Source organism: Nonomuraea sp. NPDC005730 (assembly GCF_040630865.1).
Lineage (GTDB): Bacteria > Actinomycetota > Actinomycetes > Streptosporangiales > Streptosporangiaceae > Nonomuraea.
In genome coordinates this window covers 80,624-106,753 of the sequence record NZ_JBEXYK010000012.1, presented here as the reverse complement: position 1 = coordinate 106,753, position 26,130 = coordinate 80,624, and the positions used below count along the sequence as shown (strand labels likewise).

The 26,130-nt window shown below is 71.8% G+C and carries 23 protein-coding genes and 1 pseudogene; 3 read left to right on the top strand and 21 right to left on the bottom strand.

Annotated features, from left to right (window positions below):
• Positions 1-79 precede the first annotated feature (79 nt).
• Positions 80-1,792 (top strand): sialidase family protein, encoded by a 1,713-nt coding sequence (locus tag ABZ444_RS17655; protein ID WP_357997620.1) that lies wholly within the window; start codon positions 80-82, stop codon positions 1,790-1,792.
• Here the strand turns inward: ABZ444_RS17655 and ABZ444_RS17650 are convergent, their stop codons facing one another.
• Genes ABZ444_RS17650 through ABZ444_RS17590 form a run of 13 tightly spaced genes read right to left on the bottom strand, consistent with a single transcriptional unit; the run spans position 1,793 to position 14,701 of the window.
• Positions 1,793-2,902, bottom strand: a complete 1,110-nt coding sequence (locus ABZ444_RS17650) for an alanine racemase (RefSeq protein ID WP_357997394.1) — start codon at positions 2,900-2,902, stop codon at positions 1,793-1,795.
• Entirely contained in the window at positions 2,899-3,726 is an 828-nt protein-coding gene (locus tag ABZ444_RS17645) for an amidohydrolase family protein (protein ID WP_357997391.1), read from the bottom strand. Before ABZ444_RS17645 ends, ABZ444_RS17650 begins: the two co-directional genes overlap by 4 nt.
• Entirely contained in the window at positions 3,726-4,571 is an 846-nt protein-coding gene (locus tag ABZ444_RS17640) for an IclR family transcriptional regulator (protein WP_357997388.1), read from the bottom strand. Before ABZ444_RS17640 ends, ABZ444_RS17645 begins: the two co-directional genes overlap by 1 nt.
• The gene (locus tag ABZ444_RS17635; RefSeq protein ID WP_357997385.1) at positions 4,568-6,097 is read right to left on the bottom strand and encodes a D-aminoacylase; all 1,530 of its coding nucleotides are present in this window, start codon (positions 6,095-6,097) and stop codon (positions 4,568-4,570) included. The genes ABZ444_RS17640 and ABZ444_RS17635 overlap by 4 nt, the downstream gene beginning before the upstream one ends.
• The gene (locus tag ABZ444_RS17630) at positions 6,090-6,539 is read right to left on the bottom strand and encodes a RidA family protein (RefSeq protein ID WP_357985803.1); all 450 of its coding nucleotides are present in this window, start codon (positions 6,537-6,539) and stop codon (positions 6,090-6,092) included. Before ABZ444_RS17630 ends, ABZ444_RS17635 begins: the two co-directional genes overlap by 8 nt.
• Entirely contained in the window at positions 6,499-7,515 is a 1,017-nt protein-coding gene (locus ABZ444_RS17625; protein WP_357997382.1) for an oligopeptide/dipeptide ABC transporter ATP-binding protein, read from the bottom strand. The genes ABZ444_RS17630 and ABZ444_RS17625 overlap by 41 nt, the downstream gene beginning before the upstream one ends.
• On the bottom strand, positions 7,512-8,495 hold the full coding sequence (locus tag ABZ444_RS17620; protein ID WP_357997379.1) for an ABC transporter ATP-binding protein: 984 nt from the start codon (positions 8,493-8,495) through the stop codon (positions 7,512-7,514). Before ABZ444_RS17620 ends, ABZ444_RS17625 begins: the two co-directional genes overlap by 4 nt.
• Positions 8,495-9,376 carry an oligopeptide ABC transporter permease gene (gene opp4C, locus ABZ444_RS17615; protein ID WP_357997376.1) on the bottom strand — a complete coding sequence of 294 codons (882 nt, stop codon included), beginning with the start codon at positions 9,374-9,376 and terminating at the stop codon, positions 8,495-8,497. The genes ABZ444_RS17620 and opp4C overlap by 1 nt, the downstream gene beginning before the upstream one ends.
• A complete protein-coding gene (locus ABZ444_RS17610) occupies positions 9,373-10,332 on the bottom strand; it encodes an ABC transporter permease (RefSeq protein WP_357985814.1) in 960 nt (319 codons plus the stop codon). The genes opp4C and ABZ444_RS17610 overlap by 4 nt, the downstream gene beginning before the upstream one ends.
• Positions 10,333-10,360: 28 nt before the next feature.
• Positions 10,361-11,926, bottom strand: a complete 1,566-nt coding sequence (locus ABZ444_RS17605) for an ABC transporter substrate-binding protein (RefSeq protein WP_357997373.1) — start codon at positions 11,924-11,926, stop codon at positions 10,361-10,363.
• Entirely contained in the window at positions 11,923-12,783 is an 861-nt protein-coding gene (locus ABZ444_RS17600) for a fumarylacetoacetate hydrolase family protein (protein WP_357997370.1), read from the bottom strand. Before ABZ444_RS17600 ends, ABZ444_RS17605 begins: the two co-directional genes overlap by 4 nt.
• Complete coding sequence (locus ABZ444_RS17595) at positions 12,780-13,703, bottom strand: Gfo/Idh/MocA family oxidoreductase (protein WP_357997367.1); 924 nt, start codon at positions 13,701-13,703, stop codon at positions 12,780-12,782. The genes ABZ444_RS17600 and ABZ444_RS17595 overlap by 4 nt, the downstream gene beginning before the upstream one ends.
• The gene (locus ABZ444_RS17590; protein WP_357997364.1) at positions 13,700-14,701 is read right to left on the bottom strand and encodes a Gfo/Idh/MocA family oxidoreductase; all 1,002 of its coding nucleotides are present in this window, start codon (positions 14,699-14,701) and stop codon (positions 13,700-13,702) included. The genes ABZ444_RS17595 and ABZ444_RS17590 overlap by 4 nt, the downstream gene beginning before the upstream one ends.
• A gap of 141 nt (positions 14,702-14,842) precedes the next feature.
• Here ABZ444_RS17590 and ABZ444_RS17585 point away from each other — a divergent pair, with 141 nt between their 5' ends.
• Complete coding sequence (locus ABZ444_RS17585) at positions 14,843-16,144, top strand: aspartate aminotransferase family protein (RefSeq protein WP_357997617.1); 1,302 nt, start codon at positions 14,843-14,845, stop codon at positions 16,142-16,144.
• A gap of 51 nt (positions 16,145-16,195) precedes the next feature.
• Here the strand turns inward: ABZ444_RS17585 and ABZ444_RS17580 are convergent.
• The 8 genes and pseudogenes from ABZ444_RS17580 to ABZ444_RS17545 form a co-directional block, all read right to left on the bottom strand.
• Positions 16,196-16,779: pseudogene (locus tag ABZ444_RS17580) on the bottom strand (SDR family NAD(P)-dependent oxidoreductase).
• Between the two features lie 137 nt (positions 16,780-16,916).
• Positions 16,917-18,257 (bottom strand): FAD-binding oxidoreductase, encoded by a 1,341-nt coding sequence (locus ABZ444_RS17575; protein ID WP_357997361.1) that lies wholly within the window; start codon positions 18,255-18,257, stop codon positions 16,917-16,919.
• 52 nt (positions 18,258-18,309) lie between these two features.
• Entirely contained in the window at positions 18,310-18,681 is a 372-nt protein-coding gene (locus ABZ444_RS17570) for a DoxX family protein (RefSeq protein WP_357997358.1), read from the bottom strand.
• 30 nt (positions 18,682-18,711) lie between these two features.
• Entirely contained in the window at positions 18,712-19,152 is a 441-nt protein-coding gene (locus tag ABZ444_RS17565; protein WP_357985834.1) for a nuclear transport factor 2 family protein, read from the bottom strand.
• Between the two features lie 77 nt (positions 19,153-19,229).
• The gene (locus tag ABZ444_RS17560; protein ID WP_357997355.1) at positions 19,230-20,390 is read right to left on the bottom strand and encodes a sigma-70 family RNA polymerase sigma factor; all 1,161 of its coding nucleotides are present in this window, start codon (positions 20,388-20,390) and stop codon (positions 19,230-19,232) included.
• Positions 20,390-20,728, bottom strand: coding sequence for a YciI family protein (locus ABZ444_RS17555; RefSeq protein ID WP_357985840.1), 339 nt, complete (start codon positions 20,726-20,728; stop codon positions 20,390-20,392). The genes ABZ444_RS17560 and ABZ444_RS17555 overlap by 1 nt, the downstream gene beginning before the upstream one ends.
• 309 nt (positions 20,729-21,037) lie before the next feature.
• Complete coding sequence (locus tag ABZ444_RS17550; RefSeq protein ID WP_357997614.1) at positions 21,038-21,502, bottom strand: group II intron maturase-specific domain-containing protein; 465 nt, start codon at positions 21,500-21,502, stop codon at positions 21,038-21,040.
• Between the two features lie 400 nt (positions 21,503-21,902).
• Positions 21,903-22,904: an NADP-dependent oxidoreductase gene (locus ABZ444_RS17545; RefSeq protein WP_357997352.1), complete on the bottom strand. Its 1,002-nt coding sequence runs from the start codon at positions 22,902-22,904 to the stop codon at positions 21,903-21,905.
• Positions 22,905-23,056: 152 nt separating this feature from the next.
• On the opposite strand from ABZ444_RS17545, the gene ABZ444_RS17540 reads away from it, so the two are divergent.
• Positions 23,057-26,098 (top strand): BTAD domain-containing putative transcriptional regulator, encoded by a 3,042-nt coding sequence (locus ABZ444_RS17540; RefSeq protein ID WP_357997349.1) that lies wholly within the window; start codon positions 23,057-23,059, stop codon positions 26,096-26,098.
• Positions 26,099-26,130 lie beyond the last annotated feature (32 nt).

Sequence of the window (26,130 nt, the reverse complement as noted above, 5' to 3'; positions counted from 1 at the left end):
AGATCAGCGGCCCGGATCGGGGCCGGTCACCGCCGAACCCGTACGCGGGTCAGGCTTCCGACGGCACGATCCTGTTGACATGGAAAGGCATTCCGCGTTCGATCTCCTCCATCAGGAGGTGGACATGCGGAGAACTTCGCGATGGTTGGCCTCGGCGGCCCTGGGCATGGCCGTCGTGTTAGGAAGCGCGGGACAGGCGAACGCCGACGGTCCCGCGATCAGTGACCCGGGCGTTCCCGACGTACGGATCGAGGCGCCCGAACCCGGCGGGTGCAAGGCGTGGGACCCGACACTCGGCGGTGACGCCGCGACGAACCGGCAGCTCAACGAGAACGTGCCCTGCGGCTGGTTCCCGTCGATCGCCAAACTGGCCAACGGCGACCTCTACGTCGCCTACTCCTACGGCCCCAGCCACTCCAACTACAGCAAGATCGCCGCACGCCGGAGCAGCGACGGCGGCCACACCTGGTCGGCCCGCCAGATCATCGTGGACGACCCCGCCATCCCCGACGAGAAGGAGCCGAGCCTCACCGCCCTGCGCGACGGCCGGCTGCTGATGACCTACTACGACTACTCGCCCGGCCGGCCCAACAAGCACCGGCGGCAGGTCTACCTGCGCAGCTCGTCCGACAACGGTGTCACCTGGTCGGCGGCGACCACGCTCGACTCGCTCGTCTGGGACTTCCCCACCAGCCAGACGGCCTCCGACGGGGAGCTCGTCGAGCTCGACGACGGCACGCTGCTGCTGCCCGTCTACACGATGCGCGCCCTGGACGGCTCGATCGGCAAGTGGGGCGTCCACGTGCTGCGCAGCAACGACGGCGGCCTCACCTGGAACCGCTCGGACGAACGCGTCGTGATGTGGGACGGGCCCACCGGCACGATCGACTACAGCGAGCCGGCGCTGGCCGACCTGGGCGGCGGGCACGTCCTGCTGCTGGCCAGGACGGCCGGCAACCCGGCCGGGACCATGCGGCAGAGCGAGTCCTTCGACCACGGCGCGACCTGGAGCGCGCCGGTCGACGTCCCCGGGCTGTACGGGCACGCGCCGCACTTCCTCAAGCTGCGCGACGGCTCGTTCTTTCTCACCTACGGCGACGTGTCCGGCGCCTTCGCCTCCTCGCGGCCGGTGGTCGGCAGGTTCTTCGACCCGCGCCGGGGGTGGGCCGCGACGCAGGGCAAGATGATCTACAAGACGCCGCGGACGAGCCGGTCGGACTGGGTCTACTTCCCCTCGTCGGACATGTCGTACCCGGGCAGCGTCGAGCTCGACGACGGCACGGTCTTCACGGTCTACTACGACCGGCTCGAAGGCATCATCGGCGGCACCTACACCCGTCCCGCCGAGAACCGGCTCGACCTGTGGGGGATGTACCAGGCCGGGCGGGCGACCGTGCAGACCGACATGACGGTCACCTCGCCGAGCAGGCCGTCGCTGCAGCCGTACGGACCGATCGACGGCAGCATCGACTACTGGCACTCGGCCGCGGCCGACGGGCCCGCGCCGCCCGTGCGGCAGTGGACGCTCACCCTGGCCGACCCCGTCCCGATCGGCCAGGTCGGGGTGGTGCTCAAGCCCGGGTACGCCGAGTCGGCGACGGTCGAGGCCGGCGGGCGGACGGTCGCGACGTACACGATGCGCCGCACCGACGCCCTCGACTGGACCCCGGCCGGAGGCGCGCTCGCCGGCCAGGTGCGCGTCTCGATCACCGACTCCAGCCGCAACGGCGACGCGCTGCTCACGGAGGTGGCGTTGCGCACCTGGCCGACGACGTTCGCCAGGGCGTCCTAGTCAGTGCCTGCCGGTGATCGGCCAGCGCGCCACGGCGGTGTCGCCCTCCACGACGTGGGCACGGCTCCACATGTTGACGACGCCGCAGCCGTGGTTGGGCAGGATCCGCAGCAGGTCGCCGACCCGCAGCGCGGCCACGCCCTCACCGGTCAGGTAGCCGTGCTCCTCGTTGGCCTTGGCGAAGGTCAGCGAGGGCCGGTCGATCACCAGCCCGAAGCCGGAGCCGGTCACCGAGGCGTCGGAGCTCATGGCCTTCAGCCCGGCGTCGACGATCGCGACGCCCTCGCGCGGCGTGCTCACCACCCGGGTGAGCACGGTCAGCGCCGTGCGGGACAGGCCGGCGGTGCCGAGCGCGACCTGGTTGCCGTCGTAGAAGACGTACGTGCCCGCCCGCGCCTCGGTGACGCCGGGGACGAAGGGGGCGGTGGTCGCGCCCGGCGTCGATCCGACGGAGACGATCTCACAGGGATGGCCCGCGGCGCGCAGCTCCGCCGCCACGCCCGCCAGCACCTCGCCCACGAGTGTGCCCGCCTTGTCCATGCCCGGGCGGTCGCCCAGGTACGTCATCAGATGCCCCTCGTGGGTGAGCACCCCGCGCAGTTCGAGCGACGGCAGGGCGGCCAGCTCGGCGGCGAGCGCGAGCGCGTCCTCGGGCGCCACGCCGGCCCGGCCGAGCCCGGTGTCGACCTCGATCAGGTACGGTTGCCGCCGTCCCGCCGCCCGCGCGGCCGCGGCGAGCGGCCGGGCCACCTCGACCGAGTCGAGCGCCACGGGCACGCCCGCCCGTACGGCGAAGTCCACCTTGGCCGGGCCCACCGGCTGATGGGCCCAGATCAGATCGCGGATGCCCGCCTCCAGCAGCGCCGTGACCTCGGCCGCGGTCGCGCAGGTGAACCCGATCGCGCCGTGGTCGAGCTGGAGCCTGGCCACGTCGAGGCACTTGGAGGCCTTGAAGTGCGGCCTCAGCCGCACGCCGGCCGAGGCGGCGAGCGCCGACATCTCCTCGATGTTGCGGACCAGCCGGTCATGGTCGATCAGCAGGGCGGGGGTCGGCAGCCCGGCGAGCGGCACCGTGGTGAAGGCGTTCGGCGCCGGGGTGACGGCGTTCACCGCACCGCCAGCAGCTCGCGCGGGTCCTCGTCCAGCAGGCGCTCGATCGTCTCCGGCCGGACGCCTTCGAGCCCGGGGATGCGGATCGCGGTCAGCGACCGCAGGCCGGCGACCGCCTCGTCCGGCGTCCAGAGCGGGTAGTCGGAGCCGAAGAGCAGTTTGCCCGTCACGCCCCACTCCTGCGCGCGGACCAGGGCGAGGAATCCGTCGAGCGGCCTGGCCCAGTTCGCGGAGACGTCGGCGAAGACCCGCGGGTTCTTCCTGAGCACGATCATCGTCTCGCGCTGCCACGGGTGCCCGAGGTGGGCGACGATCTGTGTCAGGCCCGGGTGCCGCCTGGCCACCGCGTCCACGGCCAGCGGGTTGGTCACGTCGAGGTCGCCGTGGGGGCTCGGCGTCGCGCCCATGTGCCACAGCAGCACCAGCCCCGCCTCGGCCGCCGCGGCGTAGAAGGGGTCGTGGGCGGTCCCGGCCGGGTCGAAGTGGGCCAGCACCGGGTAGAGCTTGATGCCGCGCAGGCCCTTGGCCACCCCGTCGGCCAGCTGTTCCAGGACGTCGGGATCGGTCGGGTCGAGCGCCATGAAGCCGACGGTCTCGGTACGGGTGTCGGCGCAGAACCGGGCGACGAACTCGTTCGACGTGGCCACGCCGGCCGAGGTGGCCCGCAGTCCGAAGACGAACGCCGCGGTGACCCCCTTCATGGCCGCGTCGTAGTCGGCGGGCGTCACGTCGGTCCACGGCCTGCCGTACACCGGGCGCCAGTTCGCCTCCCACTCGCAGCCCCAGTGCTCGGACAGCAGGCAGTGGGTGTGCACGTCGATCATCAGGTGTGGCTTCCTTCCGTGGACGACAGCGAACGGTGGATCACGCGCAGCGCGGCGGCCAGGTCCGGGTCCGCGGCCATCTCGGCCGCGGTGGCGTGTAGCTCGGCCACGTAGCCGCCGTGCCGGTCGGGGTCCAGCTCGCCGGCCGGGCCCGAGACGCTGACCGAGGCGACCCACCGGCCGTCGATCTCCAGGGGCACGGCCAGGCAGCGCAGCCCGATGTTGGACTCGTTGTCGTCGTAGGCGTAGCCGCGCTCCCTGGTCAGTTCGAGGTCGGCGCGCAGCTCGGCGAACGTGGTCAGCGTGCTGCCGGTCATCGCCTCGTACGGCTCCTCGGGCAGGTGCCGGGCCAGCGCGTCAGGCGCGAGCCCGGCCAGGAGCAGCTTGCCCAGCCCGGTGGCGTGCGCGTCGGCCCTCGACCCGCTCATGGCCGTGTAGCGGATCGGCCGGTCCGGCTCCTCCACGCGCAGGTGCAGCACCTGGGTGCCGTCGAGCACGCCGAGATTGGCCGTCTGCCCGGTGGTCGCGGCGAGGGCGGCCAGGTAGCCGCGCGCCACGGCCGAGGCGTCCAGCGTCGAGACGTACGCCGTGGACAGGTCGAGCACCTTGTGCCCGAGCCGGAACGAGGGACGCTCGTCCACCCGGACCACGTACCCGGTCTCGGTGAGCACGGCGAGCAGCCGGACCAGCGTGCTCTTCGGCAGGCCGGTCTCGTCGTTCAGCTCGCCCAGCGTGACCGGGTGCTTGGCCTTGGCCAGCCGTTCCAGCAGCGCCAGCCCTCGGGCGAGGGCGTGGGCGTGGTAGTTGGCCGCGGCCGGCTTGTCGTCGTCGATGGTTCGTCTCATGGGTTCACTTCCGTCTGCGACCGCAGGACCCGGCCCGGCCGCGCGCCGGTGTGGACGCCGTCGTCGATCACGACGGCCCCGTTCACGACGACGAGGTCGATGCCCGCCGGGTAGCGGTGGGGATGGGTGAAGGTGCTCAGGTCCTCGATCTTCTCCAGGTCGAGCAGCAGCAGATCCGCCGCGGCGCCCACCCGGATCGAGCCGCGCCCCGCGAGCCCGAACAGCTTCGCGGGAGCCCCGGTGCATTTGTGAACAGCCTGCTCCAGCGTGAGCCGCCCCGGGCCGACGTGGTGACGCAGGAGGCGAGGATAGCAGCCGTACGAGCGGGGATGCGGCGTGCCCCGGCCGGTCGGACCCGCCGGGTCGAGCGCGAACCCGTCGGAGCCGATCACGGTCGCGGGGTGGGCCAGCGCGGCGAGCAGGTCGTCCTCCGAACGGCCGAAGGCGACCATGGCCACGGCGTTCCCGCCTTCGGCGACCAGGTCGAGGGCGTCGTCGTCGGTCGCGAGCGGGCTGCCGTCGACGAAGACGTCCGGCCAGTCCCACCAGCGGTCCGCCCATTCGGCCCTGATCCGGCCGCGGACCCGCGGGTCGCGCAACCGCCGGCGCATGGCGGCCTCGCCGCCGTCGTGCGCCCAGCCGGGCAGGAGCTGGGAGAGGTTCGCGCTGCCGGCCAGGTAGGGGTAGACGTCGGCGCGTACGTCGGCGTCCGCGGCCTCGATCAGCCGCAGCGCCCGTGCCACCCCGCCCCAGTTGCGGCGGCCGACCGCCGCCAGGTGGGAGATCTGGGTACGGCACCCGCTCGCCTCGGCCACCCGTACGGCCTGCCGTACCGACTCGGCCAGCCCGTCGGTGTAGTCGCGCAGGTGCCAGGCGAACACCCCTCCGTACGCCGCCACGACCCCGGCCAGCGTGACCAGCTCGGCCTCGTCGGCGTAGCTGGCGGGCGCGTAGATCAGCCCCGTGCTCAGCCCGAGGGCCCCGTCGTCGAGGGCGGCGGCGAGCAGCTCGCACATCCGGGCCCGCTCGGAGGTCGTGGCCGGCCGGTCGGCGAAGCCCACCGCGGCGGCGCGCAGCGGCAGGTGCCCGACGAGCGAGGCGGTGTTCACCGACGGGCCCGCCGCCGTCAGCGCCGCCCGGTAGCCGGCCAGGTCCCGCCACGACCACTCGACCGCCGGGTCGACGTCGATGAAGGCGACGGCGGCGCGCAGCGCGGCCGTGTCGGTCCCGGCCTCCAGCGGCAGGACCCCGAGGCCGCAGTTGCCGAGCACCTCGGTCGTGACGCCTTGGCGGATCTTGCTGTGCGCCCGCGGGTTGCTGATCAGGGCCAGGTCGGAGTGGCTGTGCACGTCCACGAAACCGGGGCAGACCATGCGTCCGCCGGCCTCGACCACCTGGGCCGCGGCCTGCCCGCCCAGGTCGCCGACCGCCTCGATCCGTCCGGCGGAGACCGCGACGTCCGCGGTGCGGGCGGGCGCACCCGTGCCGTCGACGAGCAGGGCGCCCTTGATCAGCAGGTCAGTCATCGGCGATCCGGAACGTGCCCTCGACCTCGACGGGACTGCCGAGCGGCAGCGCCGCGACGCCGATCGCGGCTCTGGCGTGCGCCCCGCGCTCCGGCCCGAGCACGGTGAGCAGCAGCTCGGTCGCGGCGTCGGCCACCAGGTGCTGCTCGGCGAATCCGGGCACGCAGGCGACGAACACGGTCAGCTTGACCGCGGTGACCCGGTCGAGCGATCCGGTCCGCGCGAGCACGGCGGCGAGCACGTTGCGGGCGCACTGCCAGGCGCAGGCGCGCGCGGTCGCGAGGTCGACGTCCGCGCCCGTCGTGCCGGTCGCGAGCAGCCCGCCGCCGGGGACGGCCGCCACCTGGCCGGAGGCGACGATCAGGCTGCCGTCGCGCCGGACGGCGGCGACCGGCGGCCGGTCAGGACGAGCCGGAGGTGTGTCGGGAAGCGTGTCGAGCACTGATGGTCTCCTCTGGGAAGTGGCAGGCGCTGGGGTGCCCGGCGCCGGAACGGTCTTCGAGCGCCGGCTCCTCGGCGGCGCACCGCTCCCGCGCCTTCCAGCAGCGCGTACGGAAGCGGCAGCCCGACGGCGGGTCGGCGGGGCTCGGCACGTCGCCCGACAGCAGGATGCGTTCCCCCGCGCCGCGCAGCGAGGGGTGCGGGATCGGCACCGCCGAGATCAGCGCCTTGGTGTACGGGTGGGCCGGCCGCAGGAAGATGTCGTCGACCTCGCCGATCTCCACGATCTTGCCGAGGTACATGACGGCGACCCGGTGACAGATGTGCCTGACCACCGACAGGTCGTGGGAGATGAACAGGTAGGCGAGGCCGAGCCGGCGTTGCAGGTCCGCCAGCATGTTGACCACCTGGGCCTGGATGGAGACGTCCAGGGCGGAGACCGGTTCGTCGAGCACCAGCACCCGGGGCCCGAGGGCGAGGGCGCGGGCGATGCCGACCCGCTGCCGCTGCCCGCCGGAGAACTCGTGCGGGTACCTGTTGGCGTGCTCGGGCGCGAGCCCCACCAGCTCCAGCAGTTCCCCGACCCTGGCCTCGTCGTACAGGCCCTGCACGCGCAGCGGTTCGGCCACGATCTCGTGCACGGTGAGCCGTGGCGACAGGGACGCGTAGGGGTCCTGGAAGACGATCTGGATCTCCCGTCGCAGCGGGCGCAGTTCGGCCGGGGAGAGTGCGGACAGGTCGTGCCCGCCGTACAGGATGCGGCCGGCCGTGGGGTCGGCGAGCCGTACGAGCAGGCGGCCCGTGGTGGTCTTGCCGCATCCCGACTCGCCGACGAGGCCGAGGGTCTCGCCGGCCGACAGCGTCAGGTCGATCCCGTCCACGGCGTGGACCGCGCCGACCTGCCGCCTGAGCAGCCCGGCCCTGATCGGGTAGTGCTTGACCAGCCCCTCTACGCGGAGCACCTCCGTGGTCGTCATGCGAGCTCCTCGTGGAAGTGACAGGCGGTGGCGTGCCCGGCGCCGAGACCGACCAGCTCGGGCCTCGACGTGCGGCAGGCGGCCCGTCCCGGTGCCAGCGGGCAGCGCGGATGGAACGGGCATCCGTCGGGTGGCGCCAGCAGGCTCGGCGGGCTGCCCGGGATCGGGACCAGCTCGCCCCGCGAGGACTCCACCCGCGGCCTGCTCGCCAGCAGGCCCCGGGTGTAGGGATGCCGGGGAGCGTCGAAGACGGTGTGGACGTCGCCCTGCTCGACCACCCGGCCCGCGTACATCACGGCCACCCGGTCGGCCAGCTCGGCGATCACGCCGAGGTCGTGCGTGATGACGATCGCCGCTGCGCCCGTCCGCTCCCGCGCGCTCCTGAGCAGGTCGAGGACCTGGGCCTGGATGGTCACGTCGAGGGCGGTGGTGGGCTCGTCGGCGATGAGCAGCGCGGGCTCGTTGGCCAGGGCCATCGCGATCATCGCCCGCTGCCGCATGCCGCCGGAGTACTCGTGCGGGAACTGCCGGTAGCGCGTCTCGGGGTTGGGCACGCCGACGGAGGCGAGCAGCGCGAGCACGCGCTCCCGGACGGCGGCGCGCGACAGGCCCCGCCCGTGCAGCCGGACCGCCTCGGCGATCTGCCTGCCCACCGGGACCACCGGGTTGAGCGCCGTCATCGGGTCCTGGAACACCATCGCGATCTCGCCTCCGCGCACCGCCCGCATGGCGCGCGGAGACAGGTCGAGCAGGTTCCTGCCGCGGAAGACGATCCTGCCGCGGGTGATCCGGCCGGGCCGCCTGACCAGGCCGAGCACGGACATCGCGGTGACGCTCTTGCCCGATCCCGACTCGCCGACCACGCCGACGACCTCGCCGGGCCGTACGTCGAGGAAGACCCCGTCGACGGCCTGGACGAGGCCGTCCTCGGTGGGGAACCGGACGGCCAGGTCCTCGATGGACAGCAGCGGCTCGTCCATCAGCGCACTCCTCTCGGATCGACGGCGTCGCGCAGCCCGTCGCCGACGAAGTTGACGGCGAGCACCGTGAGCGCGATGGCCAGGCCGGGCGGCACCCAGAGCCACGGCATGGTCCTGATCAGGGTCAGGTTCTGGGCGTCGGTCAGCATGTTGCCCCAGCTCGCCTGCGGCGCCTGGACGCCCAGGCCGAGGAAGGACAGCACCGCCTCCAGCAGGATGGTCTGCGCGACGAGCAGCGTCCCGACCACCGCGACCTGGGCGAGCACGGCGGGCACGACGTGCCGGGTGATGATCGAGGCGCGGCCCGCGCCGAACGCCCGTGCGGCCTGCACGTACTCCTGCTCCCGCAGGCTCAGCGCGAGCCCGCGGACCACCCGGCAGGCTGTCGGCCAGTTGCAGGCGGCGAAGACCACCACCAGCATCGGCGCGCTCGGCCCGAGGATCCCGGCGAGCACGACGACCACGACCAGCGAGGGGAAGGAGAGCACCACGTCGGCGGCACGCATGACCAGCGCGTCGAGGGCTCCGCCGGCCACGCCCGCGACCGCGCCGAGCAGCGTGCCGATCAGCACGGCCGCCAGGGAGGCGGCCAGGCCGACGAGCAGGGACACCCGGCCGGCGTACACCAGCCTGGCGAACACGTCCCGGCCTGAGGAGTCCGTGCCGAGCAGGTGCTCGCCCGAGGGCGGGCGGCGGAACGCGGCGAGGTCCACCGCGTTCGGGTCGTGACCCGTGACCATCGGCGCGCACAGTGCCACCAGCACGATGAGGAGGAGGAAGGCCGCGCCGGCCAGGGCCATCCGGTTGCGCAGGAACCGGCGCAGCGCCAGCCGCGCCGGCGACCGCCGCGCGACGGGAGTGGTGAGGGCGGTCGTGGTCATCGCAGGCTGATCCTCGGGTCTGCCACCGCGTACAGCAGGTCGGCGGCCAGGTTGCACAGCAGCACGAGCACCGCGATGAACAGCGCGAAGCCGATCACCACCGGATAGTCGAGCTGCCCGATGGAGCTGATCGCGAGCTGGCCCATCCCCGGCCAGGCGAAGACCTGCTCCAGGGCCACGGCTCCGGCGAGGAGCTGCGGCACGTAGATCATGACGACCGTGATGAGCGGGATCAGCGCGTTGCGCAGGGCGTGCCGCAGCAGGACGCGCGGCGGCGCGGCGCCCTTGGCCTCGGCGGTTCGGACGTAGTCGGCGCCGAGCTCGGAGATCAGCCCGCCGCGCACGTACCGCATGAACGGCCCGGCGATGGACAGGGCGAGGATGGTGGCCGGCAGCACCAGGTGTGCCAGCACGTCCGCGCCGCTTCCGTCGTCCGGGTTCGTCATGCCGGAGGAGGGCAGCCAGCCGAGGGTGAGCGAGAACACGTAGATCGCCACGATGCCCAGGAAGAAACTCGGCACGGAGATCACCGCGAGGCTGACGGCGGCCGAGGCGTAGTCGGCCGCGGTGTTGCGCCTGACCGCCGCCAGCGTGCCCGCCGGGATCGCGACGAGCAGGCCGAGCGCCAGCGCGGTGCCCATCAGCAGGACGGTCGGTCCGAGCCGCTCGCCGAGCACCGCGCCGACGGGACGGTGGCTGACGAAGGAGTAGCCGAGGTCGCCGGTCAGGGCGTCGCGCAGCCAGACGACGTACCGGACGAGGACGGGGTCGTCGAGCCCGAGCTCGGCCCGCTTGCGGGCGATGAACTCCGGGCCGCCCGCGGCGAGCTGCTCGGGGTTCACCATCATCCGCACCGGATCCCCGGGAGCGGCCCTGACCAGCAGGAACACGCCGATGCTGATGAAGAGGAAGACGGCCACGTTGACGGCGAGGCGGCGAGCTACGTACGTCAGCACGGCGGTCTCCCCAGGCTTGCGATCCCGTTCACCCCGCCAGGCTCCACTCGTCGGCGTTCCAGAAGCCCACCGTGAAGTCGCCGTTCGGCTTGAAGCCGCGCAGCCTCGTGCCGTAGGCCCAGATGACCTCGGGGTTGTAGAGCCAGACGTAGGCGGCCTGGTCGTTCTCCCGCTTGGCGGCCTGCTGGTAGAGGGCGGACCGTTCGGCCGGGTCGGTGACGGCGTCCGCGGCGCCGGTCAGGCGGTCGATCTCCTTGTCGCAGAAGTGCGGGATGTTGCCGCCCTTGGGGTAGAACGCGTCGCACCTGAGGATCGGGTTGCTGCTCGACGGATCGGCTGCGTACGTCCCGCCGCCGAAGAGGGCGAGGTCGTAGGTGAGCTTGTCGTAGGACTCCAGCAGCTCGGCGGCCTGCACCTGCTTGAGCTTGACGTCCATGCCCGCGGCGGTGAGGGCCCCCTGGATGACGGTGGCCGCGGCGTCGCGGTCGCGCTGCCCGGGGATCCAGGCCAGCGTCACCGGCTTGCTCGCGTCCCATCCGGCCTCGCCGAGCAGCTTCTTGGCCGCCGCGACGTCGTAGGGGTAGGCGTTGAGGCCGGCGGGTAGTGCCGGTTTGGCCACGTACGAGGAGTTCTGGACGCTGCCCTTGCCCGCGAGCAGCTTGTCCACCAGCGACTGCCGGTCGATGGCGTGCAGCATGGCCTGCCGCACCCGGGGGTCGGCGAAGCGCTTCTGCGTCTGGTTCACCGCGATCCTGAGGAAGCCGGGGCTCGGCTTGCTCGCCACCGTGACGCCGGGCAGGGACTGGACCGCCTGGAGGTCGGTCGGGGAGATCTGGGCCAGGTCCATCTCGCCGGTACCGAGCTGCGCGGTCGCCACGTCGGACGTGACCGGCTTGAGGAAGATCTTGGGGATGCCGACGGGTTTGCGGTAGTTCGGGTTGGCGGCCAGCTCGACGTACTGGTCGGTCTTGTAGTCCACGAACGTGTACGGCCCGAGCCCCGCGGTCGGCCTGTTGAAGAAGGCGTCGCCCGCGACCGCGTCCACCGGGACCGTGCCGAGCACGTGCTCGGGCAGGATGAAGCCGAACGGTCCCGCGATCAGGGAGAGGAACCCCACGTTGGGCCTGGCCAGCGAGATCACGAAGGTGGAGTCGTCGGGCGCGCTGAAGGAGGCGCCCGCGAGCTTGCCCGCCATCGCGCTGCCGCTGCGCGCGTCGGCGAGCAGCTTGTAGGTGAACAGCACGTCCTTGGCGCCGAACGGCTTGCCGTCGCTCCACTTCAGGCCGGTGCGGAGGTGGAAGGTGAACGACTTGGCGTCCTTGGAGATCTCCCAGCGTTCCGCGAGGCGCGGTTCGTACTCGGCGGCGTCGTTGACGGTCAGCAGGTTGTCGTAGACGAGCTGCATGACCTGCTGGTCGGGGCCGGTCGGCGGATCGAGCGGGCTGAACCGCTTGGGCTTCTGGTACAGGTAGACGTTGAGCGCGCCCGCCGTGCCCGCGCCGCGGTCGCCGCCCGTCCTGGTGGGGTCGGAGCAGGCCGTCAGGGGCAGGAGCAGGGCGCCCGCGGCGATCAGCGCGAGCGGTCGTACGGTCATGGGGTCTCCCTCGCCGAGACGGAGTTGATCAGTGAACCCAGGCCGGTGATCGAGACGTGGATCTCGTCGCCGGCCGAGAGGAATTCCCCCGAGCTCGCGCCGACGCCCGCAGGAGTGCCGGTCATCAGCACGTCCCCCGGGTGCAGCGTCATGATGGTCGAGGCGAAGGCGACGAGCTCGGCCACGCTGAAGATCATGTCCTTGGTCGAGCCGTGCTGCTTCACCACGCCGTTGACCCGCAGCTGGATGTCGAGCGCCTGCGGGTCGGGCACGTCCTCGCGGGTCACGAGATACGGGCCGAACGGGGCGAAACCGTCGAGCCACTTGCCGGCGAGCCAGTCGAAGAAGCCGACCGCCGGATCGTCGGTGTCGCGGTCGAAGCCGTAGGACATGGACCGCGCGGACACGTCGTTGGCGACGGTGTACCCGGCCACGGCCGAGAGCGCGTCCGCGACCGCCAGCCCCTTGGCGGTCGTGCCGATGACGACGCCCAGCTCCGCCTCCCAGTCCACCTGCTCGCTCACCGAGGGCAGCCGGATCGCCTCGCCGGGCGCGAGGACGGCGGTCGGCGGCATCAGGAACAGGCGTGGCGCGAGCCGGTTCTTGTCCAGCGCGGGCGCGCCCGCCTCGGCCACGTGCTCCTGGTAGTTCGCCGCCACGCCGATCAGCTTGGCCGGACGCGGGATCGGCGCGAGGACCTTGACGTCCTGGAGGAGATGCTCAGTGCCGCGCGGCGCGGCGGCCGGGCCGGCCAGCCAGACCGACAGGTCGCCGTCGCCGAACTCCTCGATCCGGTCCTCGCCGTGCAGGCGGCCGTGCCGTACGGCGCCGTCACGCAGATAGGTCAGCAGTCTCACGACGCCTCCTGATCGCCGACCGGCTCGGGCCGGCCGCTCTCCATGGACTTCCTGGCCGCCTCCACCAGCAGCAGCGCGGCGAGGCCGTCGGCGGGGCCGAGCTCGGCGGGGCGTCCGCCGGTGACCGCGGCGTGCAGCTCGCCGAGCATCCGGTGCACGGTGCCATGCCCGGTCCACGCCGCACGCTCGCCCTTCTCGTCCCGTACGGTGACCCGCGGGCGGGTGGCGTCGGCCAGCAGCGTGCCGTGGGAGCCGCTGATCCGGTACCGGTGCAGGGACGGGCCGCGCACGCCCGCGATCGGTGCGGTCCGCCCGGCGACGACGGTGCTGGTCATCCCGCGCTCGTGCGTGAGGCAGAGGGTGACCAGGTTCTCCGGGCCGTCGGCGGGCCCGGACAGGGCGTACACCGTGGTCACCGGCAGGCCGGTGATGGCGTGGACGGCGTCGGTCGCGTACGGGGCGAAGTTGAGCAGTTCGCCGTACGGCCAGACGGGGCCACCGCCCGCGACGAGGAAGTCCGCCTGGACGTTCCACGGCAACCCAACCCGGCCTGCCGCGACCGCGGTCCGCGCGCGGCGGACGGCCGGGTTGAAGCGCTGGTGGTAGGCGGGCAGGCAGACCAGGCCGGTCCCGGCGGCCACGGCCGCGATCTCCGCGCACTCCGCGGACGTCAGCGCGACCGGCTTGTCCACCAGCACGTGCTTGCCCGCCCGCAGCGCGGCGGTGACGACCTCGACCCGGCGCTCGAACGGCACGCAGACGCTCACGACGTCGACGTCCGGCCGGTCGAAGCCGTCCTCGGCGGCGCCGACGATCTCGAAGCCGGGATGGGCGGCGAACCCGGGGGAGTACATCTGCGACTGGTGGTCCTGGTGACCCACGCCCGCCGAGCCGGCGAGCAGCACTCCGAGAGTTCTCACGAGACCTCCACCGGCAGACCCGAGACCATCGACCGCTCGGCCGCGACGCCGAGCGCGACGGCGAGGGCGGCCTCCTCGCCGGACACCGGGGTCCGCGTGTCCCCCGCCGTGACGGCGTCGAGCCAGGCCCCGAGCTGGGCCGCGAAGCCGTCCGCCACGCCGGGGTCGAGGAGGTGCGTGCCCTTCTCGTCCCACAGCAGCGGGCTGTCGCCGTCCCACGCCATCGTGAGCAGGCCGCCCGTGCCCTGCACCACGACGTCCCGATGGGACAGCGTGGCCGGGCGGTGGGCGCGGCTCATCTCGCAGATCGCCACCGCGCCGTCGGCGTACTCGACCACCATCTCCAGGTAGTCGTGGACGTCGAGCTCGGTCGCGGTCCTGCGCTGTCCTCTGGCGTACACCGAGACGGGACGGCCGCCGATCCACCAGGTGACCAGGTCCAGCAGGTGCACGCCGTTGTGCAGGGCGTGGCCGCCGGACCTGACCGGGTCGATCACCCAGGTCCGCCAGTCGGGCCAGATCCACCCGCCGAGCAGCGCGAGCCGGACGAGCGTGGGCCGCCCGACGGCGCCCGCGGCGATCTCGTCGTGCACGGTCCGGGCGTAGTCGTAGAAGCGATGGGAATGGGCCACGGCCAGGACGAGGTCGCGCCGTGCGAACGCCGCGACGATCGCCTCCGCGCCCTCCGCCGTGGTGGCGAGCGGCTTCTCCAGCAGCAGATGCTTGCCCGCGGCCGCCACGCGCAGGGCCAGATCTTCGTGGGTGTCGTTGGGGGTGCAGACGATGCAGGCGTCAACGTCCGGACGGGCCAGCGCCTCGGCGACGTCGGCGGTCCACGGGACGCCGCCGTTGCGGTGCGCGGCCGACCTCGCTCGATCGGCGCTCACGTCGGCGAAGCCCGCCAGCACGCACCTGGGATCGGCCGCCACCGCCGCGACGTGCAGGTCCGCGATCGCGCCCGCGCCGATGACCAGGACGCCCAGAGGACTCCTCGACATGGAATCTCTTTCCATGTGTGCATCCTTGAGGGCGCGTCTTCTCGCTGTCAAGAGGCTGGAGCATTGACGTGGCACGACGTTCCACGTACGTTCGCAGCAACCTGAAACGACTTTCCATGTGAGGGATGCACGGTGGACTCCATGAAGCCGGCCGGCCTGGCCCTGCACCAAGCCGCCCGCGCGGTACTCCCTGGAGGCGTGAACTCCGCGACGCGCTACGTCGGCTCGCCGTATGCCTTCGAGGCCGCGGAGGGCGCCCGCGTCACGGACGCCGACGGCACGCACTACCTCGACTACCACGCGGCGTTCGGCGCCGTGCTGCTCGGCCACAACGCGCCCGTCGTGAACGAGGCCGTCGCCCGCGCCCTGGGGGGCGTCGACCTGATGGGCATCGGGGTGACCCGGCCCGAGATCGAGCTGGCGGAACTCGTCACCGAGCTCATTCCCTCGGCGGAGACGACCATCTCCACGATGAGCGGGTCGGAGGCGACCGCCCAGGCCGTACGCCTGGCCCGCGCGGTGACCGGGCGTCCGCTGCTGGTCAAGTTCCAGGGCTGCTACCACGGCTGGCACGACTCCGTCGCCCGGAACGTGATCTCCCCGCCGGAACGGGCCTACGACAGGGACCCGCTGTCGGCCGGGCTGCTGGACGAGGCCGTGGACTCCACACTCATCGCCGAGTTCAACGACCTCGACTCGGTCCGCGCCTGCTTCGACCGGCACCCTGAGCGGATCGCCGCGGTCATCCTGGAACCCGTCCCGCACAACGTCGGCGCGCTGCTGCCCACCCAGGAGTTCGTCGAGGGGCTGAGGGCGCTGACCACCGCCCACGGATCCCTGCTGATCTTCGACGAGGTGATCACCGGGTTCCGCCACGCGCTCGGCGGCTACCAGCAGGTCTGCGGTGTCATGCCCGACCTGACCGCCTTCGGCAAGGCCATGGGCAACGGATATCCCGTGGCCGGCCTCGCGGGCAGGCGGGACCTGATGGCCCGCTACGAGAGTGACGTGCTGCTGGCCGGGACCTTCAACGGACACCCGGTCACCACGGCGGCGGCCGTGGCGACCATCAGCTACCTGCGCGACAACCCGGACTTCTACCAGCGGACCCACCGGCTCGGCGAGCGCATGCGCAGCGGCCTGTCGGACATCCTCGGCGAGCTCTCCACCCCCGCGACCGTCGCCGGGTTCGGCGGCGTCTTCGCCGTCTACTTCACCTCCGGACCGGTGCGGGGCTACCGCGACCTGCTCCGCAACGACGACGACGCCTACCGGGTCTTCCACCGCAGGATGACCGAGGCGGGATTCCTCATGCTCCCGATGGCGCTCAAGCGCAACCACATCTCCGGCGCGCACACCGAGGCCGACATCGACCTGACCCTGGAGGCCGCCCGCGACGTCCTGAAGTCCATGCACACCGAGGGCCTGCTGCCGGAGTCATGATCTCTCCCGGGAGCTGAGCACGGCCTCGCCCGTCCGAGGGGCGCGGCGACCTCAGGACGGCGAGACGGCGGGCCTCGCGGATCGCGGGCGGCAGCGGGAGAGGCCAGGGTGACCTCGCTGTCCGCCCTCGTGGACCAGGGGGCCGGCGGCATCATCGGTGGCGTAACCCTCGGTGTCGTAGGAGCCGGGCTCGACCAGCGTCACCTTGATGCCGAACGCGGCGATCTCCTGGGCGAGGGTTTCACTCAGGCCTTCCAGAGCCCACTTGGAGGCGACGTACCCGCCGCCGAGCGGGAACACGGTGAGGCCGCCGACCGAGGAGATCTGGATGATGTGCCCGCTGCCCTGCTCGCGCAGATGAGGCAGGACGGCCTGGACGACCCAGAGCGGGCCGATCACGTTGTCTCGAACTGGTCGCGCAGTTGCTGCCCGGTCACCTCTTCCACCACGCCGAACAGGCCGTACGCGGCGTTGTTCACGATGACGTCGAGCCGGCCGAAGTACTCCTTGGCCCGCTCGACGCCGGCGAAGACGGCGGCCTTGTCGGTCACGTCCAGGGGAAGCGGGAGCCCCGCGTCGCCATAGGCGGCGACCAGTTCGTCAAGGCGCCGGATGTCGCGGGCGGTGGCGGCCACCTGGTCGCCGCGCGACAGGGCCGCCCGAACGCGCCGCCCCAGCCGCGGGACGAACCAGTGACGAACCAGACCTTGCTCATGACGTCATTTCCATTCTTCGGTAGTCGGTGGTGATGTTCCGCGCTGTGCGTCAGGGCTTACAGCGGACGGATGTTGTGGTTGCGGGAGAACAGGTTGCCGGGGTCGTAGTGCCGCTTCACCGCCGCGAGCCGCTGATAGGTGTACGGCGGATAGATCGCGGCGACGTCCTCCTCGGTGGCGGTGGCGAGGAAGTTGGCGTAGGCGCCGCTGACATGAGGCATGAGGTCGGCCCAGATCGCCGCCAGCGCGGGGCGGGTGGCCTCGATGATCTGCGGCGGGCCGATGGTGGTGGTCACGAACATCAGCTCCGCCTGGCGGTGGGCGTAGGCGGTGGCGTCGCCGGGAAGACGGGACACCGCGCCTCCCACGCTGCGGACGGAGATCTTCGGCGCGGACCCCGATGCCGCGGCCTCGGCCAGGATCCGGAGGACCTCTGGCACCGGCGCGGCGTCGACGAACGCGCTGCGGGTGAACAACTGGATGCCGAGCGGTGGGGGCGCGAAGTCCACGAGCACGTCCGCGTACGGCTTGAGCTCGACATCGTCGCCGATCACCGAACCGAGCCGGCGGATCGGGTCGAGGGCCTGGGCGGCGAGCCCGGGGTCATCGCCGTCGAAGGCGACCTGGATCTCGACGGGTGCGTCCGCCCCGCCGGCGAAGGGGTTGGCGAAGTCCACGATGGAGGTCAGCTCATCGGGCGCGGTGCGCAGGTGGTCGGCCCAGCCCTGGAGTACGGTGGCCGCCTCGGAGCCGGGGAAAGCGATCTTGCCGAAGTGGACGTCAGTCGTGGGGTGCGCGGCGAATTCGAAGGCGGTCACGATCCCGAAATTGCCGCCTCCGCCGCGAAGCGCCCAGAACAGCTCCGGGTTCTCCGTGGCACTGGCCCGCACCAGCTCGCCGCCGGCGGTGACCATCTCCGCGGCGACCACGTTGTCCAGGGCCAGGCCGTACTTCCTCACCTTCCACCCGATGCCGCCGGTCAACGTCAGCCCGCCGACGCCCACGCTCCCGGTGTCGCCCGAGGAGATCGCCAGGCCGTGCGGAGCCAGTGCGGCCGCGACCTGGCCCCAGGTGGCGCCGCCGCCGATCCGTACCAGATGGCGTTCCTTGTCGATGACCTCCACGCTCGCGAGCTTGCCGAGGTCGAGCACGACGCCGCTGTCGTTGGTGGCGAAACCCGCGAAGGCGTGGCCGCCGCCTCGTACGGACAGGACGAGCCCCGTGCCGGCGGCGAGCTCGACCGCAGCCTGCACGTCCGCGACGCTCTCGGGCCGCAGGATCATGGCTGGACTTCCCGCGACCAGCATCGAGCGGCTGGCCGCCTCGTAGCCTTCCGCGCCCGGCGCGATGATGTCCCCGCCGAAACCGGGACGCGAAGTGTCACGCGCTGAACTCATGATGTTCCTTCCACACAGAAAAGATGGTCGAACTGCCGGCCGGGCGCGATGATCACCAGCCGTAGGGGCCGAATCGAGCCCAGGCCACGAACGCGGCCAGCAGGAACAACACGGCCGTGACCGCGATGGCCCTGGTGTCCTTGTGGCGGGCGTGCATGGCCCCCGCCAGAGCCATCAGGACCGCCAGTCCTGTCGCGGCGATCGGCGTCAGGATCGGCGCGATCCCGGTGGCGGCGGGGAGGATCAGGCCGAGCGCGCCGAGCAGTTCCGGCACCGCGATGAGCCGTACCGCCGCCTGAGGGACGTTTTCCATCCACGGGTATTTTGCGGTCAGCTTGTCTCTTGGCTGGGTGGCCTTCTCCAGGCCGGACATGGCGAACATGGCGGCCAGCAGGACCTGGAGAATCCAGAGGAGGATGTTCATCGAGGGTTGTCTCCCGTTGTCGTGCCGCGCTCAGGGCTCGAGGTCGGTCATGCCTTTGCCGCTGCGGACGTCGAGCGGCACCGAGACCTGGTCGTGCGTGATCCACCAGGTGCCGTCGATCTTTTGGAAGCCGTAGGAGACCCGCACCCACATGCCGCTGGTGGCCGGGCCGCCCTGCAACGTGCCGCTGAGCCGGCCGAAGGCGTGCCCGAAGGCCACCTCATCGCCCACGGTGAGCTTCAGATCGCGGATCTCGTAGTTCACCCTCTCGAAGAGCGTGAACACCTTCGCCCAGTTCTTGAGCTTCGCCTCGATCCCCACGTCCTGGAGAGGCGACTCGATGTCGAAGGACACGATGTCCGTGGCGTACGCCTGCTTCAGATCCTCAAGATCCTTGGCGCGGAGCCCATCGATGATCTTGTCGATCCGTCCGCGGATCTCGGCCTCGTCTGTCTCGCGCTGCGTTGGCATCGCTACCCCTTTGCGGGTTCGAGTTCGTCACTTTCATCCAGGCGACGAACGAGGACCCGGCGGGGGGACAACCCGGTTCAAATATTTTCGAGCCGCCGGGTGAGGAATCGGCGCTCGGGCATCGAGGTGGCCATCTGCAGCGCCCGGCCGTAGGCCGCTCTGGCCTCTTCCCTGCGGCCGAGACGCCGCAGCAGCTCGGCGCGGGTGGAGTGGAAGTAGAGGTAGTCGTGCAGGTCAAGGCCATCGACGACGCTCAGTGCGGCGACGGGGTCACCGGCCTGGGCGAGCGCCGCCGCACGATTCAGCTCGACCACGGGCGAACCGGTGAGCTGCATCAGACGCCCGTACAGCTCCGCGACCTGGCGCCAAGGGATGCGCTCGTGTGTCTGCAGGGAAGCGATCACGGCCTGGACGACGTAAGCGCCCCGCCCGCCGAGAGCGAGCGCCTGGTCGAGCACCGCGCGTCCCTCGTCGATCTGACCCATGTCCCAGAGCGAGCGGTCCTGGTCGTCGAGCAGGACGAGGTCGTCGCCGGAGAACCGGGCCTGCCGTCGGGCGTGGTGGATCAGCATCAGCGCGAGCAGCCCGTGTGCCTCGGGTTCGTTCGGCAGGAGCCCGATGAGCAGTCGTCCCAGGCGGATGGCCTCGGCGCCCAGGTCGACGCGGCCGCTGTAGCCCTCGTTGTAGATCAGGTAGATGACGGTCAGCACCGCGTCGAGGCGCTCGGGAAGCTGACGGGCATCGGGTACCGCGAACGGCATCGCGGCCGCCTGGATCTTACTCTTGGCTCGGGACAGGCGGCGTTTCATGGTCTCCTCGGAGACCATGAATGCCCTGGCGATCTCGGCGGTCTGCAGGCCTCCAAGGGCACGCAGGGTGAGCGCCACCTGCCCTTCCAGCGGTAGCGCCGGATGGCAGCACATGTAGATCAGCTCGAGCCGCTCGTCCTTGATCACGCTTTCGTCGAGCTCGTCCATGACGGCCGCTGGCACCGGCAACAGGGGGATCTTCTCTGCCAGGGTCCGCTCACGGCGGATCCGGTCGATCGCCCGGTTGCGGGCCGTGGTCACCAACCACGCCCCCGGATTGGGCGGCATGCCAGAGGCGGGCCAGCGTTCCGCCGCGATCGCGAACGCCTCCTGCGCGGCTTCCTCGGCCCTGTCGAAATCCCCGAGTGAGCCGACCAGTGAGGCCAGCACCCGGCCCCATTCATCCCGGAAGACCGCGTCGAGCGGCATCAGGGCTGTACCAGCGGCCTGACCTCGACCACCGCGCCGAACCGGACAGCCGGAATGCGAGCCGCCAGGTCGAGCGCCTCCTCCAGGTCGGCCGCCTCGATGAGGCAGAGGCCGCCGAGCACCTCCTTGGTGTCGGCGAAGGGGCCGTCGGTCGTCAACGTCCGGCCGCCGGCCACCCGCATGGTGGTCGCCGTCTCGGCAGGCTGCAGTCGCGCGCCGGTGACGTAGCGGGCGTCGCCGGCCAGCGCGAAGTACTCCGCGTAGGCCTCCTCGCGTTCCGCGTCGGTCAACGCCTCGTGAAAGCCCGGCTTGGTGTAGATCAAGAGGGCGTACTGCATCGCGGCCTCCGGGGGTTATGGGCTCCTACGTACGCTGTCGGAATGTCCCATATTTTTAGGACACCCTGAAACCGTAATGCATGGCTCTGCGCGGCTTTTTCCGGGGCGAGAACCTGCGCTCGGTGGCATCCGTCGTTGTCGGGGGTTGCCAAGCGAACTTGCTGGTCAGCCGTGGGCAGGGTCGGTCAGGGTGGCTTCAGCATGCCGAGGCAGTCCGTGGAGGCCAGGCGCCCGAGGCTCCCGGGGGCGAGCACAGGCTCAACGACCTTGGGGTGCCGTGTTGGGTCGGACCGGGGCGCCCTGCCGTGATTACTCCCGGTGGGTTTCCCCGGCCCGCCCGCCGCACCCGGCGTGCGTGTCTCCACGCACCGGGCGCTCCACATGCCTTGCCTGCTGGTCAGCCGCCTGAGCGGTTGCCGGTGTCGGAGCCCATGGAGTCGCGATGTTGCCACCGCGGTAGCGATAGCGCTTCACCGAGACAGTGGATGTGCCGGTGAAGGCGATTCCCTGGTGAGCGACTCTCCAGCCGACGTCGCAGAAGCGACGCCTGAACTCCGGCATCCCCATGCGGGCTTTGCCCGCATACTTCCGGCGGATCCAGCGCATCAACCGGGCCCAGGTGTGGGCGTCGATCGCTGCGAAGGTCGCCTTGGAGACGCCATGGCGGAAGTAGTTCGCCCACCCGCGCAGCGTCCTGTTCAAGCTCAAGTTCAGCCTGGCCAGGTCCCGATTACGGGTTGACCTGTGTGTCTTCGCCGACACCTTGTCCCTGATCGCCTGGACGGCCTTCCTGGACGGTTTGGTGTCGACGAAGTACTTGTTCGTCCCTCGCTTCCGCTGGCGGCGGATGTGATATCCGAGGAAGTCTCAATATGGACCACGCGGGTCTTGTCCGGAGCCAGCCGCAGCCCCAGCGGGACCAGTGCGCCCGACACCATCAACTCGAAGTCATCAGCGAACCTGATGAGCGTGGCCGCAGCGACTTCCCTGACGAGGTGGTCACCTACGTCGCGCGCCAGACCAAGACGTCACCCGGCAGCGTGGGCCTGGCCAGGCAGGCGCTCGGCCGGCTGCGTGACCGGCCGAGCGGGGCCGGAGTCCCGCCCGGCGTGGCGGACTCGCTCTCTTCCGTGCAGGCGACGATGACAACGGACACCTTCTGGCGTGAGGTGTCTCAGAGCCTCACCAGCATCTTGCCGACGTTGCCGCCGCGCATCATGTCCAGAAAGGCGGAGGGCGCCCGCTCGATGCCCTCGGCCACGGTCACCTCGGTGTGCAAGGAGCCGTCGGCCAGCCAACCGGCCGCCTTCGCGATCCATTCCGGAAACAGGTGGAAGTAGGAGTTGATCAGCATGCCGCGCAGGGTGGCGTCCTTGGCGGCCAGGGTGAACAGGTTGCTCGGGCCGGGGACCGGCTCGGTGGCGTTGTAGGAGCTGATCGCGCCCACCATCGCGATCCTGCCGCCGTGACGCAGTGCGTCGATGGCCGCCACCAGGTGGTCGCCGCCGACGTGGTCGACGTAGACGTCGATGCCGTCGGGGGCGACCTCGGCCAGTTGCTCGGCGACCGAACCGGCACGGTGGTCGATCGCGGCGTCGTAACCGAAGTCCTGCACGAGCTTGTTCGTCTTCAGCGTCCCGCCCGCGGAACCGATCACGCGGGAGGCCCCGAGCTTGCGGGCGAGTTGCCCGGCGACGCTGCCCACCGCGCCGGCCGCCGCCGAGACGAGAACCACATCCCCCTCCCGCACGGGGGCCACGTGGGTCAGGGCCGCGTAGGCGGTCAGCCCGGTGCTGCCCATCACGCCGAGCCATGCCTCGGCGGGGGCCAAGGTGAGGTCGGCGACGGTCGCGGCCGCGGCGTCCACCGCGGCGTACTCGCGCCAGCCCATGAAGTGCACGACGGTCGCGCCCACCGGGATGTCGTCCGAGCGCGAGGCCACGACCTCGCCGATCGCCGAGCCGTCCAGGGGTTCGCCGAGTTGGAACGGCGGCAGGTAGGACTCCGCGTCGTGCATCCGCTCGCGCATGTAGGGATCGACCGACATCAGGATGTTGCGGACCAGGACCTGCCCATCCGTCAGCTCCGGCAGCGCGGCGCTGACCAGCTTGAAGTCCTCCGGGCGCGGCTCGCCGAAGGGGCGGGCGGCCAGGTGGATCTCACGGTTGACGGTCATGGAGGTACTCCTCACTCGTGGTGCTCTCTGCTTCGGGCTCCACTCTGGAGGGGGTCGCGCACGATCGGCTGGGGGTTCGCTGCGGGTACTGTGACCAGGTGCGATTCGGTGTGCTTGGCCCCCTTCGCGTATGGACCGACGACGGACGGCCCGTGCGTATCCCCGAGGTGAAGGTCCGGGCCCTGCTCGCCGACCTGCTGGCTCACCAGGGACGTCCGGTGTCGGCCGACCGCCTGGCCGAGGACCTGTGGGGCGACAGCCCGCCGGGCAACCCCGCCAACACGTTGCAGACCAAGGTGTCCCAGTTGCGCCGCGCCCTGGAACTGGGCGAGCCGGGAGGGCGCGAGCTGGTGACCTTCCAGGCGCGGGGCTACGTCCTGCGCGCCGTCGACGTGGACGCCGCTCGTTTCGGCGCGCTGCTCGAACGGTCCCGCGCCGCCACCGACCTGCGGGCGAAGGCGGCCCTGCTGGGGGATGCGCTGAGCCTGTGGCGCGGTCCCGCCTTCTCCGACTTCGGTGACGAGGAGTTCGTCCGTGCCGCTGCCACCCGGCTGGAGGAGCAGCGCCTGACCGCGATGGAGGAGTGGGCGGAGGTACGGCTGGAGCTGGGCGAGCACAGCCTGCTGACCGACGAGGTGGGCGAGCTGGTGGCCGCCCACCCGCTGCGCGAACGCCTGCGCGCCGCCCACCTTCTCGCGCTCTACCGGTCGGGACGGCAGGCAGAGGCGCTGGCCGGGTACGACGACCTGCGGCACCGGCTGGCCGACGAGCTGGGCTTGGACCCCGGCCCCGAAGTGGCCGCCCTGCACCAGGCGATGCTGCGCCAGGATCCTTCGCTCGCGCCGGCGCGCCCGCGTACGAACCTCCCCGCCCCCCTGACCGGCCTGATCGGCCGCGAGCAGGCCATGGCCGAGGTCGGCGCCCTGCTCGGTTCGGCGCGCCTGGTCACGCTGACCGGTCCGGGCGGTGTCGGCAAGACCAGACTCGCCCTGGCGGTCGCCGACCTCGCCATCGGCGCCTTTCCCGACGGGGTGTGGCTGGTCGAGCTGGCGGGCACCTCGGGCGAGAGGGCGACCGTGGCCGAGGTGGTGGCCGCCGAACTGGACGTCCGCGACGACACGGCGACCGGTTCGCGTCCCGGGGTGCGCCCGACCGGTCTGGCGCGCCGGCTCGCCGACGCCTTGCGTGGCCGACGGCTGCTGCTGGTGCTGGACAACTGCGAGCACGTGATCGAACCGGTCGCCGAGCTGGTGGACCTGCTCCTGCGGACCGCCCCGGACCTGCGCGTGCTGACCACGAGCCAGGAGCCGCTGGCGCTCCCCGGGGAGACGCTGTACGTGGTACCGCCGCTCGAACTTCCGGTGCCCGGAGCGGATCCGGCGCGGGCCGCCTCCGTGCGGCTGTTCGTGGCCCGTGCCGCGGCCACGGCGCCCGGGTTCGTGCTGGACGAGGTCAGCGCACCCGCGGTGGCGGCGATCTGCAGGAGGCTGGACGGCCTGCCGCTGGCGCTGGAACTCGCCGCCGCCCGGGTACGGGCCTTGGGCGTCCGCGGCGTCGCCGACCGGCTGGACGACCGCTTCCACCTGCTCACAGTCTCGGGCCGGGGACGGCCCGCCCGCCAGCAGACCCTGCGCGCGATGATCGACTGGAGCTGGGAGCAGCTCACCGAGCAACAGCGGCTGGTCATGCTGCGGCTGGCCGTCCACCCGGCAGGTTCCACGCTGGAGGCGGCTGAGGTGGTGTGCGCGGGCTCCGGACTGGACCCTGGACTGGACGTCGCCGACCTGGTGGACCAGCTGGTGGCCAGGTCGATGGTCGAGTCCTCCGACGGGATCCGCTACCGGCTGCTGGAGTCGATCGCCGCCTACTGCCTCGAACGGCTCAGCGACGACGACCCGGTCTTCCAGCGCCGCGACCTCTACTACACCGAGCTGGCCGAACGGGCCAGGCCGCACCTTCACGGTCCCGCTCAGCGCCAATGGCTGGACCGCCTGGACGCCGAGGCGCCCAACCTGCGGGCCACGCTCGAGCACACCACCGACCCCGCGCTGGCGCTACGCATGGTCGACGCCCTGGCGTGGTACTGGTACCTGCGCGGCAGACACCGCGAGGGCCGTGCCTTCATCGCCGCGGCCATGGCGCTGCCCGGCGCGCAGTGCCCCAGGACGGCTGCGTGGGAGGCCGGGTTCGCGATGCTGACCGGCGACGGCACCGACCTGCTGCTGCGCAGCCGTGCCGCGGCGCAGGCGCTGGACGCCCGCGACGCGCGGTCACGCTGGTTCCTGGCACTGGCGCATCTGAGCTTCGGGGACGCCGCCACCGCCGAGGGGCTGCTGACGGAGGCGCTGGCCGGGTTTCGCGCCGCGGGCGACCGCTGGGGCGAGGCGGCGGCGCTGGCGGGCCGCGCCAAGCAAGCGATGTTCCAGGGTGACCACGCCCTCGCCGAGCGGTCAGGCACCCAGAGTCTGGCGATCTTCGGTGAACTCGGCGACGGCTGGGGGCAGCTGCAGGCGTCCGACATGCTCGGCTATCTCGCCGAGGTCACCGGCGACTATGAGCGGGCGGCCCGCCTGCACCACGAGGGCCTGCGCATCGCCGAGGACCTGAGGCTGTGGACCGACGCGTCCTACCGTCTGTCCAGCCTCGGACGGCTCGCCCTGCTGACCGGGGACCTGGACGGGTCCCGGGAGCTGCACGAGCGGGGGATGCGTCTGGCAATCGAGCAGTCCAACGACTTCGCCGAGGAGTTCGCCCGGGTCGGTCTCGGCCTCGTGGCCCGCCGCGCCGGCGACCTCGACACCGCGGAGCGGCTTTTCCAGCAGTCGCTGGCCTGGAACCGCCGCCTGGAAGCCGACTACGGCGTGCCCTTCTACGGCCTGACGCTCCTGCTGGCCGAACTCGGCTTCATCGCCGAACAGCGCGGCGCCCCTGCCACGGCCAGGTCGTTGCACCTGGAGGGCCTCGCCACGGCTCGCGACGTCGGCGATCCTCGCGCCATCGCGCTGGCACAGGAGGGGTTGGCCGGGGTCGCGGCGGCTGAGGGCGCCTACGAGGAGGCGGCGGTTCTGCTGGATGAGGCGGCCACGCTCAGGGAGTCGGTGGGCGCGCCCCTGCCGGCCGCGGAACGCGGCGACGTCGACCGGATCGCCGCCGCCGTCCGAGCGGCGCTGGGAGGGACGGCGACCATGCGCTGACCCCCAGCCGATCGTGCGCGCGTCGCGTCAGG

Coding starts and splice junctions, on each gene's coding strand:
- ABZ444_RS17655 (WP_357997620.1), top strand. CDS start 80: ATGGAAAGGCATTCCGCGTTCGATCTCCTCCATCAGGAGGTGGACATG.
- ABZ444_RS17645 (WP_357997391.1), bottom strand. CDS start 3,726: ATGATCGACGTGCACACCCACTGCCTGCTGTCCGAGCACTGGGGCTGC.
- ABZ444_RS17640 (WP_357997388.1), bottom strand. CDS start 4,571: ATGAGACGAACCATCGACGACGACAAGCCGGCCGCGGCCAACTACCAC.
- ABZ444_RS17635 (WP_357997385.1), bottom strand. CDS start 6,097: ATGACTGACCTGCTGATCAAGGGCGCCCTGCTCGTCGACGGCACGGGT.
- ABZ444_RS17625 (WP_357997382.1), bottom strand. CDS start 7,515: ATGACGACCACGGAGGTGCTCCGCGTAGAGGGGCTGGTCAAGCACTAC.
- ABZ444_RS17620 (WP_357997379.1), bottom strand. CDS start 8,495: ATGGACGAGCCGCTGCTGTCCATCGAGGACCTGGCCGTCCGGTTCCCC.
- opp4C (WP_357997376.1), bottom strand. CDS start 9,376: ATGACCACGACCGCCCTCACCACTCCCGTCGCGCGGCGGTCGCCGGCG.
- ABZ444_RS17605 (WP_357997373.1), bottom strand. CDS start 11,926: ATGACCGTACGACCGCTCGCGCTGATCGCCGCGGGCGCCCTGCTCCTG.
- ABZ444_RS17590 (WP_357997364.1), bottom strand. CDS start 14,701: ATGTCGAGGAGTCCTCTGGGCGTCCTGGTCATCGGCGCGGGCGCGATC.
- ABZ444_RS17585 (WP_357997617.1), top strand. CDS start 14,843: ATGAAGCCGGCCGGCCTGGCCCTGCACCAAGCCGCCCGCGCGGTACTC.
- ABZ444_RS17575 (WP_357997361.1), bottom strand. CDS start 18,257: ATGAGTTCAGCGCGTGACACTTCGCGTCCCGGTTTCGGCGGGGACATC.
- ABZ444_RS17570 (WP_357997358.1), bottom strand. CDS start 18,681: ATGAACATCCTCCTCTGGATTCTCCAGGTCCTGCTGGCCGCCATGTTC.
- ABZ444_RS17565 (WP_357985834.1), bottom strand. CDS start 19,152: ATGCCAACGCAGCGCGAGACAGACGAGGCCGAGATCCGCGGACGGATC.
- ABZ444_RS17560 (WP_357997355.1), bottom strand. CDS start 20,390: ATGCCGCTCGACGCGGTCTTCCGGGATGAATGGGGCCGGGTGCTGGCC.
- ABZ444_RS17555 (WP_357985840.1), bottom strand. CDS start 20,728: ATGCAGTACGCCCTCTTGATCTACACCAAGCCGGGCTTTCACGAGGCG.
- ABZ444_RS17545 (WP_357997352.1), bottom strand. CDS start 22,904: ATGACCGTCAACCGTGAGATCCACCTGGCCGCCCGCCCCTTCGGCGAG.